The organism is Bradyrhizobium sp. CCGUVB23 (genome assembly GCF_024199885.1).
GTDB lineage: Bacteria > Pseudomonadota > Alphaproteobacteria > Rhizobiales > Xanthobacteraceae > Bradyrhizobium.
The window spans coordinates 6316731-6332742 of sequence record NZ_JANADQ010000001.1 but is presented as its reverse complement, the minus strand read 5'-3'; the positions used below and the strand labels follow the sequence as shown (position 1 = coordinate 6332742).

Sequence of the window (16012 nt, the reverse complement as noted above, 5' to 3'; positions counted from 1 at the left end):
CGCAATTCGGGCTCGGAGGCCTCCCATGCCGATCCAGCATTTCCCGCCCCCGCCGCACGTCAAGGCGCCGCCGCTCTCCTTTGCCACCCGCGTCGCTGACCTCCTGTTCATCTCGGGCATCCCCGGCTTCGACGCCCATGGCGCGCTGCCGGAAGGCTTCGAGGCCCAGTTCGCCAATGTCGTCATCAACATCAAGCGGGTGCTGACGGAAGCTGGCGTGACGGTGCATGATCTCGCCAAGGTCAACGTGCTGCTGACGCGCGCCTCCGACGTCGCGGCGATGAATGCGCTCTATGCCGGTGCGTTCGGCCCGCCGCCCTATCCAGCGCGAACCACCTGCGTGGTCCACGCGCTGCCGGACCCGAGGATGCTGATCGAGATCGAGGCGGTGGCGTCGCTGGCGAAGTGACGAGCCGATGCCGGCGCAAGCAGCAGCGCACCAGCGCCTCCCCATGGTCATTGCGAGGAGCTCTTGCGACGAAGCAATCCAGGCTGTCGCCGCGGAAAGATTCTGGATTGCTTCGCTGCGCTCGCAAATGACGAGATTGTTGCAGCGATGTGTTGCCACGTCACGACCTGAAGGCTCTGCGCATCCGGTCCCCTGACATATGCGTGAACGGCGGCGGCATCGGCTTGCATCGCACCGGCTTTTGCCGCACGAGTTTTGCGGACTTCACGCGTCAACAAGGGGATATATTTCAATGCGTCGCGTTCTTGCTGTTTGTGCCGTTGCCGGCATCGCCTCGTCGGTCTTTGCCGTGCCGGCGTCCGCCAAGGTCGGCTATTACGTGATCCGCTGGGACAACACCGGCATCTGCCAGATCTGGAACGAGGACCTGCGCTACAAGCCGACGGAGTGGCCCTCGACCTACAAGGTGGTCAGCAAGCCGTTCCCGACCTTCACGGCCGCCAATGACGTGCAGCTCAAGCTGCGGGGCGAGCGCCGCTGCACGCTGTAAGCGGAAAGCGATAGATCATCGATTTTGCGAGGCGGATGCGCTGATAGCGTCATCCGCCTTTTCGTTGGCGGTCTCGTTAACCCTCATTTTCAGCCAAATTCCTGCAATTTCCAGCCGACCGGCTTTGAACCTGTTGCGCCCAGGGAACTACTCACCTGTTGTCCGGGCCGCACCCTCTAAACGGCCCGCGCCACGCCTCCCCAGACATTGTCGGGAGGAGCATCACATCGTTCATTTGAGGAGCTATCCATGCGTCGTTTTTCCATGCTGTGTGCCGCTGTCGGCGTTGCTGCTGCTGCCTTCGTCGCCACCAGCCCTGCTGAAGCCGCCGGCTATCACCTGATCCGCTGGCAGAACACCGGCATCTGCCAGATCTGGGACGAGAGCATTCCGACCACGCCGTGGCCGTCCGACTTTCATCGCGTCAGCCACTCCGTGCCGACCTTCGTCGACGCGCTCGCTTTGAAGGAGCATGCGCTGAAGAAGGGTCACTGCACCCTCTAAGCTTTCGTTGATCGGCGGATCTTTGAGAAGCGGGCAAGGGCGCGAGCCGCGTCCTTGCCCGTTCGCATGTTTGACAAAGGGGGACGGCTTGATGCGCACCGCAATGACGAAGGCCGCAGTTTTCGGACTGTCGCTTCTGGGGCTGGCGATGCCGGCGCGAGCACAGGCCCCGCAATCCTTCCGCGTGATCTCGCCGATCTTCAGCCAGCTCGTCAGCTTCGCGATGCCGTCGAATTTTGCCGCGGTGTTCGAGAACACCAAGGGCGGCCACTATATCCGCGAGGCCGTGCTGAAGGGCGAGAGCGCGCAGGCCTGGACGCAGATGATCACGGTGACCGGCGAGAAAGGCGTCTCCGGTAATCCCGGTCTTATCCCGGAAAGGTTCGCCGGCAGTATCGCGGACGGCTTCAAGTCCGCTTGCCCCGAGAGTTTTGGCGCGAGGGGACTTGGCAAAACGAAATTCGGCGGCTTCGATGCATTCATCGCCCTGATCGGCTGCGGCAGTGTCGACACCGGCCCGGCCCGGCACAGCGAAACTGCGCTCTTGATCACCATGAAGGGCGACGCCGACTACTACACCATCCAATGGGCCGAGCGGGGACCCGCCGCCGACAAGCCGCCGCTCGATGACGAGAAATGGTCGGCGCGCCTGCGCGAGCTGCGCCCGATCGACCTCTGCCCGATCGTCGCAGGCGAGAAGGCGCCCTATCCGAGCTGCGTGAACAGAAGCTGACGCCTCACGCGTCCTTGTGCGCGCCGGGATGAATCAAAATATCCCGCGCGGCGGCGAGGTCGAGGAAGGCCTGCTCGCTGCCGCCGCGGTCGGGATGCATGGTCTTGGCGAGACGGCGATAGGCCTGGTGGATGTCATCGCAGGTAAGCTGCACCGCGAGCGGCAGGCCGAGCGTGCGGCGCGCGCGTTCTTCGTTGGTGAGCTTTTTCGGCAGCGCGTTGCGGCGGCCGAAGCGCGGGGCGGTCAGGCCGTGGATCACCTCGAGCACGACACCGAGGCGGCGCTGCGCCGCGACCGTGACGTCGTGGGCTTGCCCGTCATGGGCGGCCTGGCGCAGGATCGGAATCGCCTGCTCGGCCGCCTGGCGCAGCGTCGTGTCGGTGCTCGCACGGGCGATCTCGGCCGCAAGCCGGCCCGCCTCGTCCCAATCGACGGTGTGGGCGGTCCGCAGGCGTTCGAGGGCCAGCTTCCAGGATTCAATCCGATCCATCATGCGCGCAACACTTAGCAACGAAAGCCAGTATGCCAAGCGCGGCGTTTCCGACGTCTTAATTTCGGGTTAGCCTTTCGCGAAACTTCGACATGAATCCGGCACGAATCTCCGCGCATCCTGCCGGCACCGGTTCCTCAATGAGGCCTGATCGGCGTGTCGCGGCCGCGCGCTTCGTCCAATTCACGCGGCATCCAAAACGGGATGACAGCAACGCGCAAAGGTGGCTTGGCGTTTCGATTGGTTCGGTTTTGAATCAGCTTGTCGGCAACACCAGAAAAAAACCGTCGAGGAAGCGCCATGTCCCTGCTCGCCAACCACATCGCAGTCATCACCGGCGCAGGCTCCGGCATAGGCCGCGCGATCGCATCAGGCTATGCGCGCGAAGGGGCGCGCGTGGTGCTGTTCGACATCAACGCGGGCGCGGCAGCGGAGACTGCGGACACGATCCGCAGCGCCGGCGGAACTGCCGACAGTTTTGCCCTCGACGTCACCAGCCGCGAGGCCTGCTTTGCGCTGGCAAAGGAGGTTGCGGAAAAGATCGGGCAGGTCTCGATCCTCGTCAACAATGCCGGCATCACACGCCGCAACGCATTCACGGCGGACGCCGAGACGGTTGCGAAGGACTGGCAGGACATCATCTCGCTGAATCTCAACGGTGTCTTCAACATGACGCAGGCCTATCTCGCGCCGCTACGGGCAACGAAGGGCCGCATCGTCAATATCGGATCGATCCAGTCCTTCGTGCATCTGCGCACGCCGAGCTCGGCCGCCTACACCACCTCCAAGCACGGCGTGCTCGGCTTCACCAAGGCGCTCGCCGCCGAGCTCGGCAAGGAAGGCGTCCGCGTGAACGCGATCGGACCGGGCTTCATCGAGACGCCGCTGAATGCCCAGGTGCGCGCCACCAATACGGCGCTCGTGCAGGCTTTCGTCGATCACACGCCGCTCGGCCGCACCGGCAAGCCAGAGGATATCGTCGGACCTGCGATTTTCCTGGCGTCGGATCTGTCGGCCTTCGTCACCGGCTCGATCGTCATGGTGGATGGCGGCTACAGGACGGTGTGATCGGGCTACGCAGCTTGTGCCAATGGCGGCGGCTTTGCGGTTATCCCAAGGTGAATTCAAGCATTTCGCCGTTGTTAACCATCCGTTAACCAAACCCGCCCACCGTAGAACTACGGCTTGGGGGTCGTTTGTTCTCGATCCGCTTCCATCGATGGAAGCGGGCGTTGGTCGGGAGGTGTGTTAATGACCATTGTTCACTCGGCTGCGTCTTCGTCGGCTGCGCAGTCTCTTGCCCCCAATGAAATCGTACCGCTCCTGATTGGATCGACCGTCGGCGAGATCGAGCGCGAGCTCGTGCTCCAGACGCTCGCGCGCTGCGACGGCAACCGCACGCGCGCCGCGCGCGTGCTCGGCCTCTCCGTGCGCACGCTGCGCAACAAGATCCGGATCTACGCAGCCGAAGGCATCGACGTCCCCGCCTATCACGATTAGAGCGTGAGGCCACAGCCCCATCCGCCTTTGATGTTGACCGAGGCCACCAGAGCGACCCCGCGCAATTGCTGCTGTCGTGAAACGCCGCTAATTAACGGGCTTCTGAATCAGGAGCAGTGGCGTGGCAGACGATCAGGGGCGACAGGGTCCGCGTGGGCGGCAGGGCGAGCCGGGACGGCCGGGCCCGCAGGGACATCCCGGGCGGCGTGGCCCGGACGGTACACGCGGCAAGCCTGGGCCGCAGGGCAAGCCGGGCCCGGTCGGAAAGGCCGGACCGCAGGGCAAGCCGGGCGCGCAAGGCAAGCCGGGCGAGGCCGGTCCGCGCGGCCCCATCGGAGCGCAGGGGCCTGCCGGACCGCAGGGACCCGTTGGCCCGCAAGGCCCGCGCGGCGAGGCTGGTCCGCCCAGTCAGTTGCCCCAAATCGAGCAGGTGCTGCCATGGCTGGAGCAGCTTTTTGATGCCTGGGACGAGCGGCGCCGGCAGCGCGAACGCGAAGCCGCCGAGCGCGAGGCGCTGGAAGTCGCCGTCCAGGACGATGGCGAGACCGACGTCTTCGCCGATGACGACGGCGACGCGCCGGATGGCGACGACGATCACGGGAAAAAGAAGAAAAAAAAGAAGAAGCACGGCAACAAGGACAAATAGGCGCTGACCGCGCCTACTGCGCGGACCGATCATCCTTTTGCGGCAGCATGCCCATGCGCTCGAACTGCCAGCGCATGGCGCGGTACCAGACATAGCCGACCGCCGCGCCGCAGGCCGCCAGGATGACGAGATTGGCGCTGCTGTAGGAACCGCTCCACCACATCATCCACGCGGTCCACAGCGCCATGAAGATGACGGCACCGGCTTTCAGAGAGATCAGGGGGCGGCTCATGGTGATGCTCACGGTTTGCTCAAAAACTTCGGCGAACATCCTCGCGCGTCGCGAGGTCCTCGACCGTGAGAGAGGTCACGTAGGCCGCTAGCTGAAGCGCAGCCGCGAGCGCTCCTTCGCCTTCTCGGCCTCCACTGCGCGATCCCGCGCCGGCGCGTGGGTGTGCAGTGAGGTCAGAAGCCGCCGCGCCGCCTCCGACACCTCCGTCACCGCACGATCGAATGCCGCCTCATTGGCCTGCGATGGCTTGTTGAAGCCGGACAGCTTGCGCACGAATTGCAGCGCGCTGGCGTAAATCTCGTCCTCCGTCGCCGGCGGCTCGAAGTTGAACAGCGTCTTGATGTTGCGGCACATAAGTTCCTCCTGAAAGGCGCTTCGGTTCGAGGACGATCGGCGTCAGCCCAATGCTACATGCCGGGTCCGCCGGTGTCATCGGCACCACGGTGGGTCAGAACGGAACGGGGACGCGAAGCCGCTCGAAGAAGGCGCGCCCCTTCGGCGTGAGACGAAGAGCACGTGGAATGCAATGCGGCACGAGCGCGTGCGTCTCGACCAGCCGCTTCAGGAGCGCATTGGCAAACGGGCCCGCTAGATGCGGAACACGCTCGGTCCAATCGTTGCAGAGGCGCATGTGAGGATCACGGCCCGGCTTGAAGTCGATCTCCTCGGTGCAACACCAGGCCAGGCCCTGCTCGGTGAGGGAGCCCTCTGTGCCACGCATCGCAATCAGTTCGCGGCACATCAGACCGTCCGCGCAGCGCGACGCCGAGCTGACCCGCGAGATGGCAATAGCAGGCCCGCGACTGCCGGAGTGGCGTCGGCACGCTTCGCATGCGTTCGGCATGATCGGCCCTGATGGCGACATTGACGAGGTTCTCGATCAGGCCCGCGACCTCGTCGTCGGCAATCCGATAATACCGGAACCGACCTTGCCGCCACACCGAAAGCAGCCGCGCCTCCGTCAGCTTCTGGAGATGCGCGCTGGCGCTTTGCGGCGACACGCCGGCTAGCGATGCGAGTTCCCCCGCGGGCAGCGCCTTGCCGCCGAACAGCGCACTCACCATGGCTTCGCGCGCGGGATCGCTCAAAGCCTCTGTGAGCCGCGAAAACCCTGATTGAACCGATCGTCGTGCGACCATCATCAGATACTCCCGACCCTGATCTGGGCCCCCCGCCGCGTCATCGCAATCATACCAAAGGCGGTCATTTCAGGATTCGGTGAAACTTTGGCGGCGCGTCCTCTGCGATCCTTGGGACATGTCCCTCGAATCCAGAGGATTACACCATGATCAACGAAGCCCACCAAAGGGATGCAGAACGCATATGCAAGCTGTGGGACGAAGCCCTTGGCGCCAAGGATCTTGAGGCATCGCTTGCGCTCTATGCCGATGACGCATCCATCGAAAGCCCGCTGGTCCGACATCTCATGAAGACCCCGATCGGCATCGTCAAAGGCAAGGACAATTTGCGCAGCTTCATTGCGCGCGTTTTCCAGACCAATCCGCCTCAGCGAAAGCGCTTCAAGCAAGGCTTTTTCACGGACGGCCGTATCGTCACCTGGGAATATCCACGCGTCTCTCCCGACGGCGACCAGATGGAGCTGGTCGAGATCATGGAGATCGACAAGGGCCTGATACAGCGCCACAGGGTTTATTGGGGCTGGTACGCGCTCGGTTTTCTCAAGCACGAATGAGTCGGCGGGCTCGTTCGCCGGCTGCCTAAATATTTCCGTTTTGGCGATGCATCGCCGCAAAAAACGTTTTGACGGCCGGCCTTGTATCCGCTCTGACCCTCGGGGCGATGCTGTTAGGATCGCCCTCGAAGCGGCCCGAATGAAGCGAGCTGCACAGGAGAGAGAGAGAACCATGAAAGCTTCGTGCGCGGCGCTGTCGGCCGGCCTGCTGTCAATTTCGATGTCGGCGATGGCCGCCGACTATCCAGCCCCGAAGCAGGGCGACTGGGTCGCCAGGGATTTCAAGTTCCACACCGGCGAGACCATGGCGGAGCTGAAGCTGCACTACACCACGATCGGCGAGCCGACCGGGCAGCCCGTGCTGGTGCTGCACGGCACCGGCCAATCGGCCGCGGGCATGCTGACGCCGGCCTTCGCGGGCGAATTGTTCGGCGCCGGGCAGCCGCTCGATGCGTCGAAATATTACATCATCATTCCCGATGCGGTCGGCCATGGTAAATCGTCAAAACCGTCGGACGGGATGAAGACGAGCTTTCCAAAATATGATTACGACGACATGGTCGCGGCGCAGTACCGCCTCGTGACGGAAGGACTCGGTATCAAGCACTTGCGCCTCGTGATCGGCAATTCCATGGGCGGCATGCAGACCTGGCTGTGGGGCGAGAAATATCCGCAAAGCATGGATGCGCTGGTGCCGATGGCCTCGCAGCCGACCGAGATGGCATCGCGCAACTGGATGATGCGGCGGATCATGCTCGACACCATCCGCAGCGATCCCGACTACAACGGCGGCAATTACACGAGCCAGCCGCGGATGATGAAATACGCCATCGTCGCCTATGGCATCGCCAGCATCGGCGGGACGCTCGCCTATCAGGCCCAGGCGCCGACGGCGGCGAAGGCCGACAAGATGGTCGACGAACGGCTCGCTGCACCAATCACCGCGGATGCCAATGATTTCGTCTGGCAGTGGGAATCCTCGCACGACTACAATGCCTCGGAGCCGCTGGAGCGGATCGAGGCGCCGCTGCTGCTGATCAACGCTGCTGACGACGAGCGCAATCCGCCAGAGACGGGCGTCACTGAAGCGGCGATGAAGCGGGTCAAGAACGGCCGCCTGTACCTAATCCCTGCGAGCACGGAGACGCGCGGCCACGGCACCACCGGCAACGCAAAGTTCTACGTCGAGCAACTCCGGCAATTGCTCCAGACCGCCCCGCAGCGGGCGATGTGAAAGCGGTGCGCCGCCGTTGATTTCGCATCGCATCAACCGCCGCGCATGCGCGCCGCCGCGATCGTGGCAATCCCGTCGGTCAGGCCGTGGTGTGGTACGTACACCATCGGGCCGCATCATCATCAGCTGCTTTGTGCCGGCAGATGCTGTCTAGCGCATCATGACATGCCGGATTTCGTTAGCTGAGAGCAACCCGATCAGGTAGTTTGAGGCGCAGCTCAAACGGAGGCACGCCGTTGACCGATCTTTGCGCCGAAGACCTCGCCACCATCTATCCGAAACCGAGCCCGCGCGTGATCGCGAAAGCGCGGCCCGCGATCGACGTGCATGCCAGGAAGTTCATCGAGATGTCGCCGTTCTGCGTGCTGGCGACGTCAGGCGCTGATGGCAGCGTCGATGCCTCGCCGCGCGGCGGCGGTCCCGGCTTCGTCCATGTCGCGGGCCCCAACCAGTTGCTGATGCCCGATCGTTCCGGCAACAACCGGATCGACAGTCTCAGGAATGTCGTCGAAGGCTCGAGCTTCGTGCACCTGCTGTTCTTCGTGCCAGGCATCGACGAGACGCTGCGCGTCGGCGGACGCGGCACGCTGTCCGCCGATCCGGAGCTGCTCGGCTCGATGGTCGAGTTCGGCAAACCGCCGCGCGCGGTGCTCAGCGTCACGGTGAGCGAGGTCTACTTCCACTGTGGCAAAGCCTTGATGCGCTCAAAGCTGTGGTCGCCGGAGGTGAAGGTGCAGCGCGCGGTGATGCCGAGCATCGTCGAGGTCATTCACGACCAGACGGGCTTGGGCGAGCCGGAGAGCCAGGACATAGTGGAAGCGCGCTACAAGACGCAGCTGTAGCTTGCCATAACGATTACGGTGTCGTCCCGGACAAGCGAGCTCCTGGAAAACGCGGAGCGTTTGTCCAGAGCGAGCGCAGATCCGGGCCCCCCGCGCGAGCGCTTGCGCTCGTCGCGATAAGCACAAGCAGCACTTTGATGAAGACTGGCAAAATTGCCAGTTCGCGCAACAACACCGGCCTGCGGTTATGGGTCCCCGCCTTCGCGGGGACGACATTGGCGCATGTTGCGAGCGCGGACCTTAATGCCCTTCGCCCTCGAGTCCGCCGACGTGCTTCTGGGTGTAGAGCTCGAGGCCGATGCGGCCGATCAGGTCGAGCTGGGTCTCGAGGAAGTCGATGTGGTGCTCCTCGTCGCTCATCAGCTTCTCGAACAGGTCGCGCGTGACGTAGTCCTTCACGCTGTGGCAGTAGGTGGCCGCTTCCTGGTAGAGAGCGCGCGCGCTGATTTCGGCGGCGAGATCGCAATCGATGATCTCCTTGACGTTCTGGCCGATGCGCAGGGGATCGAGCACCTGCATGTTCGGGAAGCCGTCGAAGAACAGGATGCGCTCGGTGAGCTTGTCGGCGTGCTCCATCTCCTCGATGGATTCCTTGCGCCAGACCTTGGCCATGTCGCGCAGGCCCCAATTGTCGAGGAAGCGGTAGTGCAGCCAGTATTGATTGATCGCGGTGAGCTCGTGACGCAGTGCCTTGTTGAGATATTCGATTACTTTCGCGTCGCCCTGCATGATTCACTCCAGCTCTTGCGGCCTCATCGGTAATAAACCGAATTTAGAACGCTTCTAAAACAAGTTTGGAACGAGAGCAACCCATCGCAGGGTCGCACCCGGGGATAAGCTCAGCCGATTGAAGAAAAAGAAGTCAGCAGGCAGCGAGTGCGAAGTCGGCGGGCTCGACGATTTCGTCGTTGGCGGCGACCTGGTGGCTATGCGGGCAGCCGGCACAGCAGGACTTGGCGCACGGGCCGAGAGCTTCATCGATGATGGTCTTGATGGTGCGCGCGCAGCGTCCGCATTCGGCGCTACAACCGAGGCAGCCATAGACCTGCTTGGCATGACGCACAGCGTCGTCGGAATCGGCGACGGCGGCGCGGATGTCGTCATCGCTCAACACGTTACAGGAACAGACGATCATGGAAAGCGGCAGGCCCTTCGGTGATGCGCCAACATCGATATTTAAGGGCTCGGCCGGATGCAAAAGGAAAAACCGGTATTTGAAGCTATTCCAAACTGAGCCGCGATTCAGCCTAGAACGGGTCTAAAAAGACAACTTACTCTGGATCAAGGTTGCAACCGAAAGCAGGCCTAATCGCCGCCTCCGCCACCACCGCTGTCCCCGCCTCCGCCGCAATCGCCACCACTGCCGCCGCTGTCACTACTGCCGCTGTCACTGCTGACGCTACAGGAGCCGCTGTCGCTCGGACTACCGGAACTATCGACCGACGAAGTATCGCTGGAGAACCAGCTCCCCAGCGCAAAGCCGTCAGTGCTTCCAGAATAGCTGTCGCCGCTATCGGCTCCGGCACCCGCGCGCGAGCGCCACCGGCTGCGGTTCTGCACATGGGTCATCAAGACGAAGCAGATGACCGAGGTGGCCCCGACGGCGATCAGGGCGCTCATCATCAGACTGTTCATGGCTTGTTGCTCGGATTTCGTGCCTCGCGGGAGCCGCCTCCCGCACGCATTCGTCGTCTTCCGCACGCATTCCGTTCATTGATCATTCAAGCAGGATATGGAACCTTGGGTGCGGAACCACGTCCGCGTCCGCTGTGAAAGGTGAAATCCATGAAGAAATCGCTCCTGGCACTCGCTGCCGCCGCCACCCTGGCCGCATCGGCGCTTGCGCCTGCGCCAGCCCATGCGCAGCGCGGTGTCGCCGCGGGCGTGGCCGCCGGCATCGTCGGCGGTGCCATCGTCGGGGGCGCGCTGGCATCCCCGTATTACTACGGACCCGGCCCCGGTTACTATTATGGTCCCGGCTATCCGCCCCCGCCCCGCTACTACGGCCCGGGCCCGGGCTATGCCGCCGACGACTATTATGGCGGCTGCGTCTGGCAGCGGCAGCGCTTCTGGGACGGTTATGCCTGGCGTGTGCGCCGCGTCCGGGTCTGTGGCTAAGACGCAAAAAGCCGGTTCATTACGGACACCCCGCTCATCTCGGGGCCCGAAAAAGACCGCTTTTTCTCGTCACAGCTCCGCGTGCGTTTACCGTGGATTGACCATTTGCGCGCTTCCTAGCCCAGAGGCCAATTTCATCAGAGTGTGCGTGAACCTTTGAACCCCTGACGTTCCTAACAAGGAGCGTCCATCTCCCAGGAGAGCCAAGAGCATGAAGAAGACTTTTGTTGCCGCCCTCACGGTTGCGACGATCGCCGGTTCGCTGGTGACCGCCACTCCGCCCGCCAAAGCCAATGACGGCGTCGGCGCCGGCATCGCAGCCGGCCTGATCGGCGGCGCCATCGTCGGCGGCGCCATCGCGTCGAGCCGTCCGGCCTATGGCGGACCGGTCTACGTGGCCGAGCCCCCGCCGCCTGCGCCCTGCTACTGGCAGCGCCAGCGTTACTGGGACGGTTACGGCTGGGTCGTCCGCCCGGTTCGCGTCTGCTACTGATCTGATCGCACGGCGCAAACGCGTCACGATCGAAGCCCGGCCGAGACCATCGGCCGGGCTTTTTTCTTTTCGGTCGCCTTATCGCGCCGCCTGGATCGAGCGCAGCACCTCTTCGCTCGGCCAGCAATCGACCTTCAACCCCGCCGACTTCTGATAGGCGCCAAGCGCCGCGCGCGTCAGCATGCCCGCCTTGCCATCGAGCTTGTCCTTGTAGAGCCCGATGCGCGTCAACCCGCGCTGCATCGCTTCGACATCCTTCGTTCGCAGTTGCTTCGAGGTCGACCAGGGCGTCGCAAACGGCAGCGCGCTCGTCATGCGATCGCTGAGATGGCCGACGAACAGCACGTAGAGATCGGAGAAATTGTATTCCTTGATGACGAAGTAGTTTTTCGTGGTCAGGAACGAGGGGCCGTAGATGCCTTCGGGCTGGAGCAGCGACGCCGGCTGCGCCAGTTCAGCCGCACTCAGCTTTTGCCCGCGCACCGGCACAAAGCCCTCGCGCAGCCACTGGCCGATCGGTTTCGTCACCTCCGGCACGCCGCTGGTGCAATCGACCTTCGCCGGCGCCTGCACCTCATAGGCCCAGCGCACACCGCTCTGCCAGCCCTTGTTGACGAGCTGCTGCGCGGCAGAGGCCAGCGCGTCCGGCACCGAATGCCAGATGTCGATGCGGCCATCGCCGTCGAAATCGACGCCGTGCTTGTAGTATTCGGAGGGCAGGAACTGCGTGAGGCCGGTGGCGCCGGCCCAGGACGCGCGCATGTCCTTACGCGTCACCACGCCCTCGCCAAGGATTTTCAGCGCCAGGATGAACTCGTTGCGGTACGTATCCTTGCGCCGGCCGACATAGGCCTGGGTCGCAAGCACGCGCACGAGATCATAAGGCAGCGTGTAGCGGCCATAGTCGGTCTCACGACCCCAGATCGCGAGCATGACGGTGGCAGGCACGCCAGAGCTCTTCTCGATTTGGGTGAGCGCGTCGCGATATTTTTGCAGCAGCCGCTGTCCCTCGCCGGCCAGCCGCGCGATCGAGGCTTCCTTGATGTAATCCGCCGGCACCTGCACGAACTCGGCCTGCGACGGCGCGCCGGTCGCGGGTCGTCCCGGCAGGATCAGATCGGGCAGCTTGTAATCAGGCTCGAGCCCGCGCGTCTGCTCATCGAACGTCGCACGCGACACGCCCTCAGCCTGCGCCTCCGGCCACAGCGATGCGATGAACTGGGTGAAGGCGGCGTCGGCGGCGTGGGCGGACGACCAGCCGCAGGTGACCACGATCACTGCAGCAATGAGCGCCCGCCGCATCATGCTGAAATCACCGCGTCAGCTTCTTGTACTTCACGCGATGCGGAATGATGCTGTCCTGGCCGAGGCGACGCATCTTGTCTTTCTCGTAGTCCTGGAAGTTGCCCTCGAACCATTCGACATGGCTGTCGCCTTCGAAGGCCAGGATGTGGGTCGCGATGCGGTCGAGGAACCAGCGATCGTGGCTGATGATGACGGCGCAGCCGGCAAAATCCTCCAGCGCCTCTTCGAGCGCGCGCAGCGTATCGACGTCGAGGTCGTTGGTCGGTTCGTCGAGCAGCAGGACGTTGGCGCCGGACTTGAGCATCTTGGCAAGATGCACGCGGTTGCGTTCACCGCCCGACAGCGCGCCAACCTTCTTCTGCTGGTCGGCTCCCTTGAAGTTGAACGACGAGCAGTAGCCGCGCGAATTCACTTCCTTCTTGCCGAGCAGGATCAGCTCGTTGCCGCCGGAGATTTCCTCCCACACGGTCTTCTTGCCGTCGAGCGCATCGCGCGACTGGTCGACATAGCCGAGATGCACGGTCTCGCCGACCGTGATGGTGCCGTTGTCCGGGGTTTCCTGCTTGGTGATCATCTTGAACAGCGTGGTTTTGCCGGCGCCGTTCGCGCCGATCACGCCGACGATGCCGCCGGGCGGCAGCTTGAAGGTGAGATCGTCGATCAAGAGGCGGTCACCATAGCCTTTGCTGAGGCCTTCGAAGTCGACGACATTGGCGCCGAGCCGCTCGGCGACGGGAATGATGATCTGTGCGGTCTGGCTCTGCTTCTCGCTCGCCTGCTTCAACAGCTCTTCATAACGCTGATAGCGCGCCTTGGATTTTGCCTGACGCGCCTTCGGCGAGGACGCGACCCACTCCTGCTCGCGGGCCAGCGTCTTCTGGTGCGCGGCTTCCTCACGGCCTTCCTGCTCGAGCCGCTTCTGCTTCTGCACCAGCCAGGACGAGTAGTTGCCCTCGTAGGGAATGCCACGGCCGCGATCGAGCTCGAGGATCCAGCCCGTGACGTTGTCGAGGAAGTAGCGGTCGTGGGTGACGATCAGGATCGCGCCGGGATAGTTGCGCAAGTGCCCTTCAAGCCACGACACGGATTCCGCGTCGAGATGGTTGGTCGGTTCGTCCAGCAACAGCAGCTCGGGCTGGTCGAGCAGCAGCCGGCACAGCGCGACGCGGCGGCGCTCACCGCCGGACAGTTTCGTGACGTCGGCATCGTCGGGCGGGCAGCGCAGCGCGTCCATGGCCTGGTCGACCTTGCTGTCGAGATCCCAGAGGCCCTGGGCCTCGATCTCATCCTGGAGCTTGGTCATTTCGTCGGCAGTCTCGTCCGAGTAGTTGACGGCGAGCTCGTTGTAGCGGTCGAGGATCGCCTTCTGCTTGGCGACGCCCTGCATGACGTTCTCGCGCACCGAAAGCTTCGGATCGAGCTGCGGCTCCTGCTCGAGATAGCCGACGCGGGCGCCGTCGGCGACCCACGCCTCGCCGGTATACTCCTTGTCGAGGCCCGCCATGATCTTGAGGAGGGTCGACTTACCGGAGCCGTTGACGCCGAGCACGCCGATCTTGGCGTCCGGGTAGAAGCTCAGGCGGATGTTGTCGAGCACCTTGCGGGTCGGGTAGCTCTTGGTCAGACCTTCCATGAAATAGACGAACTGGCGCGCCATCGGTCCCGTAAAACCTTCGATTTGAGGAAATTTGCTTGCCGCCGATGTAGCGATCCCGCCCCCAAAGGGCAACGTTTTCCCTCTGTTCACCACGGTTGAATACGGGATGGACACCATCCGGACGGCCGATCCGGACAATTGAAACCATTTTTTAATAAAGCAGGCCAAAGCTGGTCGTGGCGCCAGAAAAAGCGCCACCCGCGGCAGAAGCGGCGGGGAGAACAGCGAGGCCGTATCATGGCAATGATCGAGACAACCTCTCATCCCGTCCCGGCAGGAGCCGGAGGCTCTAACCTCTTTGCCGAGTTCCGCGCGTTCTGGGTCCGGTTCTTCGCCACGGCTTTCAATCCCTACCGCCCGGAACTGCACTACATGCGCGGCCCCGGCCCCGCCTGGCGCGCCAAGCACGGCATGGATGCGCCGTTCCGCCTGAAGCCGCGCGACCTCTGACGCCTCGCCTGCTGCCGGATTTTTGAAGCTTCCCGCCGCTTGCGCCGGCTGCCGATTGCGCGCAAGCATGGCGAGGTTCGATCGATGGCGTCTCCTGCCCGCGCTATCGCCCCTCGCCATGGATGGACGGTTTCCCCGATGACACGGCTGCGCTGTGCAATTCTCGACGACTATTTCAACATCGCCCAAGACGTCGCCGACTGGTCGAAGATCTCCGACCGTGTCGACGTCACGGTGTTCAACCATCCCTTCGCCTCCGAGCAGGCTGCGGCCGGCGCGCTCGGAGATTTCGAGATCATCTGCGCGATGCGCGAGCGCACGGCGTTTCCCAAGAGCCTGTTCGAGGCGCTCCCCAAGCTGAAGCTGCTGCTGACCTCCGGCATGCGCAACGCCGCGATCGACATGGCGGCGGCGAAGGCGCGCGACGTCGTGGTCTGCGGCACGCAATATTCCCGCGATCCGACCGCCGGGCTGACCATGGGCCTGATCCTGGAATTGACCCGCGGCATCGGCCGCGAGAACGCGCGCATGCATGCGGGCGAGCCCTGGCAGACTTTTGCCGGCATCGAAATCGAGGGCCGGACGCTTGGCGTTGTCGGGCTCGGCAAGCTCGGCAGCAAGGTCGCGGGCATCGCGAAGTCGTTCGGCATGAACGTCATCGCATGGAGCCCCAACCTGACGGCCGAGAAATGCGGAGAACTCGGCGTCGGCTACGCCAGCAAGGAAGAGCTGTTTGCGAAGGCCGATATCATCACCATCCACGTGGTGCTGAGCGAGCGCTCGCGGGGACTGGTCGGCGCCGCCGATCTCGCGCGGATGAAGCCGACCGCCTATCTCGTCAACACCGCGCGTGGGCCGATCGTCGACGAGGCGGCGCTGCTCGAGGCGCTGCAACAGAAGAAGATCGCGGGTGCCGGCATCGACGTGTTCTCGATCGAGCCGCTGCCGACCGATCATCCAATCCGCAAGCTCGACAATGTCGTGCTGACGCCGCACCTCGGCTACGCCACCGCGGACGGGCTACGCATCCATTACGGCCAGATGGTCGAGGCGATCGACGCCTGGACGAAGGGCAGCGAGCCACAGCGAAGGCTCACCTGATCAAAACTCCGCAACCGTCATTGCGAGCGTCTGGTGACACCGAGCCGCGCGGAGA

The 16012-nt window shown here is 63.6% G+C and carries 25 protein-coding genes; 14 read left to right on the top strand and 11 right to left on the bottom strand.

The annotated features are described in order from the left end of the window. Positions 1-25: 25 nt before the first annotated feature. From NLN62_RS29260 to NLN62_RS29245, 4 genes are all read left to right on the top strand, one after another. The gene (locus tag NLN62_RS29260; protein ID WP_027522403.1) at positions 26-409 is read left to right on the top strand and encodes a RidA family protein; all 384 of its coding nucleotides are present in this window, start codon (positions 26-28) and stop codon (positions 407-409) included. A gap of 292 nt (positions 410-701) precedes the next feature. Next, positions 702-959, top strand: coding sequence for a hypothetical protein (locus tag NLN62_RS29255; RefSeq protein ID WP_254111163.1), 258 nt, complete (start codon positions 702-704; stop codon positions 957-959). Between the two features lie 249 nt (positions 960-1208). Next, a complete protein-coding gene (locus NLN62_RS29250; RefSeq protein WP_027522405.1) occupies positions 1209-1463 on the top strand; it encodes a hypothetical protein in 255 nt (84 codons plus the stop codon). Positions 1464-1554: 91 nt separating this feature from the next. Further along, the gene (locus NLN62_RS29245) at positions 1555-2196 is read left to right on the top strand and encodes a hypothetical protein (RefSeq protein ID WP_027522406.1); all 642 of its coding nucleotides are present in this window, start codon (positions 1555-1557) and stop codon (positions 2194-2196) included. Between the two features lie 4 nt (positions 2197-2200). On the opposite strand, the gene NLN62_RS29240 is transcribed toward NLN62_RS29245, so the two are convergent. Continuing rightward, the gene (locus NLN62_RS29240; protein ID WP_027522407.1) at positions 2201-2689 is read right to left on the bottom strand and encodes a J domain-containing protein; all 489 of its coding nucleotides are present in this window, start codon (positions 2687-2689) and stop codon (positions 2201-2203) included. Positions 2690-2823: 134 nt separating this feature from the next. Beyond that, positions 2824-2988 carry a hypothetical protein gene (locus tag NLN62_RS29235; protein ID WP_254111162.1) on the bottom strand — a complete coding sequence of 55 codons (165 nt, stop codon included), beginning with the start codon at positions 2986-2988 and terminating at the stop codon, positions 2824-2826. On the opposite strand from NLN62_RS29235, the gene NLN62_RS29230 reads away from it, so the two are divergent. From NLN62_RS29230 to NLN62_RS29220, 3 genes are all read left to right on the top strand, one after another. After that, on the top strand, positions 2987-3754 hold the full coding sequence (locus NLN62_RS29230; RefSeq protein WP_254111161.1) for an SDR family NAD(P)-dependent oxidoreductase: 768 nt from the start codon (positions 2987-2989) through the stop codon (positions 3752-3754). The genes NLN62_RS29235 and NLN62_RS29230 overlap by 2 nt on opposite strands. Positions 3755-3937: 183 nt before the next feature. Further along, positions 3938-4186 (top strand): helix-turn-helix domain-containing protein, encoded by a 249-nt coding sequence (locus NLN62_RS29225; protein WP_027522409.1) that lies wholly within the window; start codon positions 3938-3940, stop codon positions 4184-4186. Positions 4187-4307: 121 nt separating this feature from the next. Next, on the top strand, positions 4308-4832 hold the full coding sequence (locus NLN62_RS29220) for a collagen-like protein (protein WP_254111160.1): 525 nt from the start codon (positions 4308-4310) through the stop codon (positions 4830-4832). 13 nt (positions 4833-4845) lie between these two features. Here the strand turns inward: NLN62_RS29220 and NLN62_RS29215 are convergent, their stop codons facing one another. The 4 genes from NLN62_RS29215 to NLN62_RS29200 form a co-directional block, all read right to left on the bottom strand. Next, positions 4846-5076: a hypothetical protein gene (locus NLN62_RS29215; protein ID WP_245287991.1), complete on the bottom strand. Its 231-nt coding sequence runs from the start codon at positions 5074-5076 to the stop codon at positions 4846-4848. A 75-nt stretch (positions 5077-5151) separates the two neighbouring features. Beyond that, complete coding sequence (locus tag NLN62_RS29210) at positions 5152-5418, bottom strand: DUF2277 domain-containing protein (RefSeq protein WP_027522412.1); 267 nt, start codon at positions 5416-5418, stop codon at positions 5152-5154. Positions 5419-5512: 94 nt separating this feature from the next. Further along, on the bottom strand, positions 5513-5695 hold the full coding sequence (locus NLN62_RS29205; protein WP_254111159.1) for a hypothetical protein: 183 nt from the start codon (positions 5693-5695) through the stop codon (positions 5513-5515). A gap of 7 nt (positions 5696-5702) precedes the next feature. Then, positions 5703-6206, bottom strand: coding sequence for a helix-turn-helix transcriptional regulator (locus NLN62_RS29200; RefSeq protein ID WP_254111158.1), 504 nt, complete (start codon positions 6204-6206; stop codon positions 5703-5705). Between the two features lie 143 nt (positions 6207-6349). On the opposite strand from NLN62_RS29200, the gene NLN62_RS29195 reads away from it, so the two are divergent. The 3 genes from NLN62_RS29195 to NLN62_RS29185 all read left to right on the top strand — a co-directional run bounded on the left by NLN62_RS29195 (position 6350) and on the right by NLN62_RS29185 (position 8833). Next, positions 6350-6757 carry a nuclear transport factor 2 family protein gene (locus NLN62_RS29195; RefSeq protein ID WP_254111157.1) on the top strand — a complete coding sequence of 136 codons (408 nt, stop codon included), beginning with the start codon at positions 6350-6352 and terminating at the stop codon, positions 6755-6757. A gap of 172 nt (positions 6758-6929) precedes the next feature. Then, positions 6930-7991 (top strand): alpha/beta fold hydrolase, encoded by a 1062-nt coding sequence (locus NLN62_RS29190; protein ID WP_254111156.1) that lies wholly within the window; start codon positions 6930-6932, stop codon positions 7989-7991. Between the two features lie 236 nt (positions 7992-8227). After that, positions 8228-8833: a pyridoxamine 5'-phosphate oxidase family protein gene (locus tag NLN62_RS29185; protein WP_254111155.1), complete on the top strand. Its 606-nt coding sequence runs from the start codon at positions 8228-8230 to the stop codon at positions 8831-8833. Between the two features lie 240 nt (positions 8834-9073). Here the strand turns inward: NLN62_RS29185 and bfr are convergent, their stop codons facing one another. The 3 genes from bfr to NLN62_RS29170 all read right to left on the bottom strand — a co-directional run bounded on the left by bfr (position 9074) and on the right by NLN62_RS29170 (position 10468). Continuing rightward, the gene (gene bfr, locus NLN62_RS29180; RefSeq protein ID WP_027522416.1) at positions 9074-9562 is read right to left on the bottom strand and encodes a bacterioferritin; all 489 of its coding nucleotides are present in this window, start codon (positions 9560-9562) and stop codon (positions 9074-9076) included. Positions 9563-9695: 133 nt separating this feature from the next. Continuing rightward, a complete protein-coding gene (locus tag NLN62_RS29175) occupies positions 9696-9968 on the bottom strand; it encodes a bacterioferritin-associated ferredoxin (protein WP_027522417.1) in 273 nt (90 codons plus the stop codon). 170 nt (positions 9969-10138) lie between these two features. Continuing rightward, entirely contained in the window at positions 10139-10468 is a 330-nt protein-coding gene (locus NLN62_RS29170) for a hypothetical protein (RefSeq protein WP_035661974.1), read from the bottom strand. 150 nt (positions 10469-10618) lie between these two features. Between NLN62_RS29170 and NLN62_RS29165 the strand changes: the two genes are divergently transcribed. Continuing rightward, entirely contained in the window at positions 10619-10951 is a 333-nt protein-coding gene (locus tag NLN62_RS29165) for a hypothetical protein (protein ID WP_027522418.1), read from the top strand. Between the two features lie 211 nt (positions 10952-11162). Then, positions 11163-11444, top strand: coding sequence for a hypothetical protein (locus NLN62_RS29160; RefSeq protein WP_027522419.1), 282 nt, complete (start codon positions 11163-11165; stop codon positions 11442-11444). Between the two features lie 78 nt (positions 11445-11522). On the opposite strand, the gene NLN62_RS29155 is transcribed toward NLN62_RS29160, so the two are convergent. Together NLN62_RS29155 and ettA are read right to left on the bottom strand one after the other, a co-directional pair. Beyond that, a complete protein-coding gene (locus NLN62_RS29155) occupies positions 11523-12749 on the bottom strand; it encodes a lytic murein transglycosylase (protein WP_254111154.1) in 1227 nt (408 codons plus the stop codon). 7 nt (positions 12750-12756) lie between these two features. After that, positions 12757-14406: an energy-dependent translational throttle protein EttA gene (gene ettA, locus NLN62_RS29150; RefSeq protein ID WP_027522421.1), complete on the bottom strand. Its 1650-nt coding sequence runs from the start codon at positions 14404-14406 to the stop codon at positions 12757-12759. Between the two features lie 237 nt (positions 14407-14643). On the opposite strand from ettA, the gene NLN62_RS29145 reads away from it, so the two are divergent. Together NLN62_RS29145 and NLN62_RS29140 are read left to right on the top strand one after the other, a co-directional pair. Next, positions 14644-14856: a hypothetical protein gene (locus NLN62_RS29145; protein WP_027522422.1), complete on the top strand. Its 213-nt coding sequence runs from the start codon at positions 14644-14646 to the stop codon at positions 14854-14856. Positions 14857-14994: 138 nt separating this feature from the next. After that, positions 14995-15957 carry a D-2-hydroxyacid dehydrogenase family protein gene (locus tag NLN62_RS29140; RefSeq protein WP_027522423.1) on the top strand — a complete coding sequence of 321 codons (963 nt, stop codon included), beginning with the start codon at positions 14995-14997 and terminating at the stop codon, positions 15955-15957. Positions 15958-16012 lie beyond the last annotated feature (55 nt).

What these genes read in the sequence shown, in the direction of transcription:
- NLN62_RS29260 (WP_027522403.1), top strand. Translation starts at nt 26, where the DNA reads ATGCCGATCCAGCATTTCCCGCCCCCGCCGCACGTCAAGGCGCCGCCG.
- NLN62_RS29255 (WP_254111163.1), top strand. Translation starts at nt 702, where the DNA reads ATGCGTCGCGTTCTTGCTGTTTGTGCCGTTGCCGGCATCGCCTCGTCG.
- NLN62_RS29250 (WP_027522405.1), top strand. Translation starts at nt 1,209, where the DNA reads ATGCGTCGTTTTTCCATGCTGTGTGCCGCTGTCGGCGTTGCTGCTGCT.
- NLN62_RS29245 (WP_027522406.1), top strand. Translation starts at nt 1,555, where the DNA reads ATGCGCACCGCAATGACGAAGGCCGCAGTTTTCGGACTGTCGCTTCTG.
- NLN62_RS29240 (WP_027522407.1), bottom strand. Translation starts at nt 2,689, where the DNA reads ATGATGGATCGGATTGAATCCTGGAAGCTGGCCCTCGAACGCCTGCGG.
- NLN62_RS29230 (WP_254111161.1), top strand. Translation starts at nt 2,987, where the DNA reads ATGTCCCTGCTCGCCAACCACATCGCAGTCATCACCGGCGCAGGCTCC.
- NLN62_RS29235 (WP_254111162.1), bottom strand. Translation starts at nt 2,988, where the DNA reads ATGGCGCTTCCTCGACGGTTTTTTTCTGGTGTTGCCGACAAGCTGATT.
- NLN62_RS29225 (WP_027522409.1), top strand. Translation starts at nt 3,938, where the DNA reads ATGACCATTGTTCACTCGGCTGCGTCTTCGTCGGCTGCGCAGTCTCTT.
- NLN62_RS29210 (WP_027522412.1), bottom strand. Translation starts at nt 5,418, where the DNA reads ATGTGCCGCAACATCAAGACGCTGTTCAACTTCGAGCCGCCGGCGACG.
- NLN62_RS29205 (WP_254111159.1), bottom strand. Translation starts at nt 5,695, where the DNA reads ATGCGCCTCTGCAACGATTGGACCGAGCGTGTTCCGCATCTAGCGGGC.
- NLN62_RS29200 (WP_254111158.1), bottom strand. Translation starts at nt 6,206, where the DNA reads ATGATGGTCGCACGACGATCGGTTCAATCAGGGTTTTCGCGGCTCACA.
- NLN62_RS29195 (WP_254111157.1), top strand. Translation starts at nt 6,350, where the DNA reads ATGATCAACGAAGCCCACCAAAGGGATGCAGAACGCATATGCAAGCTG.
- NLN62_RS29190 (WP_254111156.1), top strand. Translation starts at nt 6,930, where the DNA reads ATGAAAGCTTCGTGCGCGGCGCTGTCGGCCGGCCTGCTGTCAATTTCG.
- bfr (WP_027522416.1), bottom strand. Translation starts at nt 9,562, where the DNA reads ATGCAGGGCGACGCGAAAGTAATCGAATATCTCAACAAGGCACTGCGT.
- NLN62_RS29175 (WP_027522417.1), bottom strand. Translation starts at nt 9,968, where the DNA reads ATGATCGTCTGTTCCTGTAACGTGTTGAGCGATGACGACATCCGCGCC.
- NLN62_RS29170 (WP_035661974.1), bottom strand. Translation starts at nt 10,468, where the DNA reads ATGAACAGTCTGATGATGAGCGCCCTGATCGCCGTCGGGGCCACCTCG.
- NLN62_RS29165 (WP_027522418.1), top strand. Translation starts at nt 10,619, where the DNA reads ATGAAGAAATCGCTCCTGGCACTCGCTGCCGCCGCCACCCTGGCCGCA.
- NLN62_RS29160 (WP_027522419.1), top strand. Translation starts at nt 11,163, where the DNA reads ATGAAGAAGACTTTTGTTGCCGCCCTCACGGTTGCGACGATCGCCGGT.
- NLN62_RS29155 (WP_254111154.1), bottom strand. Translation starts at nt 12,749, where the DNA reads ATGATGCGGCGGGCGCTCATTGCTGCAGTGATCGTGGTCACCTGCGGC.
- ettA (WP_027522421.1), bottom strand. Translation starts at nt 14,406, where the DNA reads ATGGCGCGCCAGTTCGTCTATTTCATGGAAGGTCTGACCAAGAGCTAC.
- NLN62_RS29145 (WP_027522422.1), top strand. Translation starts at nt 14,644, where the DNA reads ATGGCAATGATCGAGACAACCTCTCATCCCGTCCCGGCAGGAGCCGGA.
- NLN62_RS29140 (WP_027522423.1), top strand. Translation starts at nt 14,995, where the DNA reads ATGACACGGCTGCGCTGTGCAATTCTCGACGACTATTTCAACATCGCC.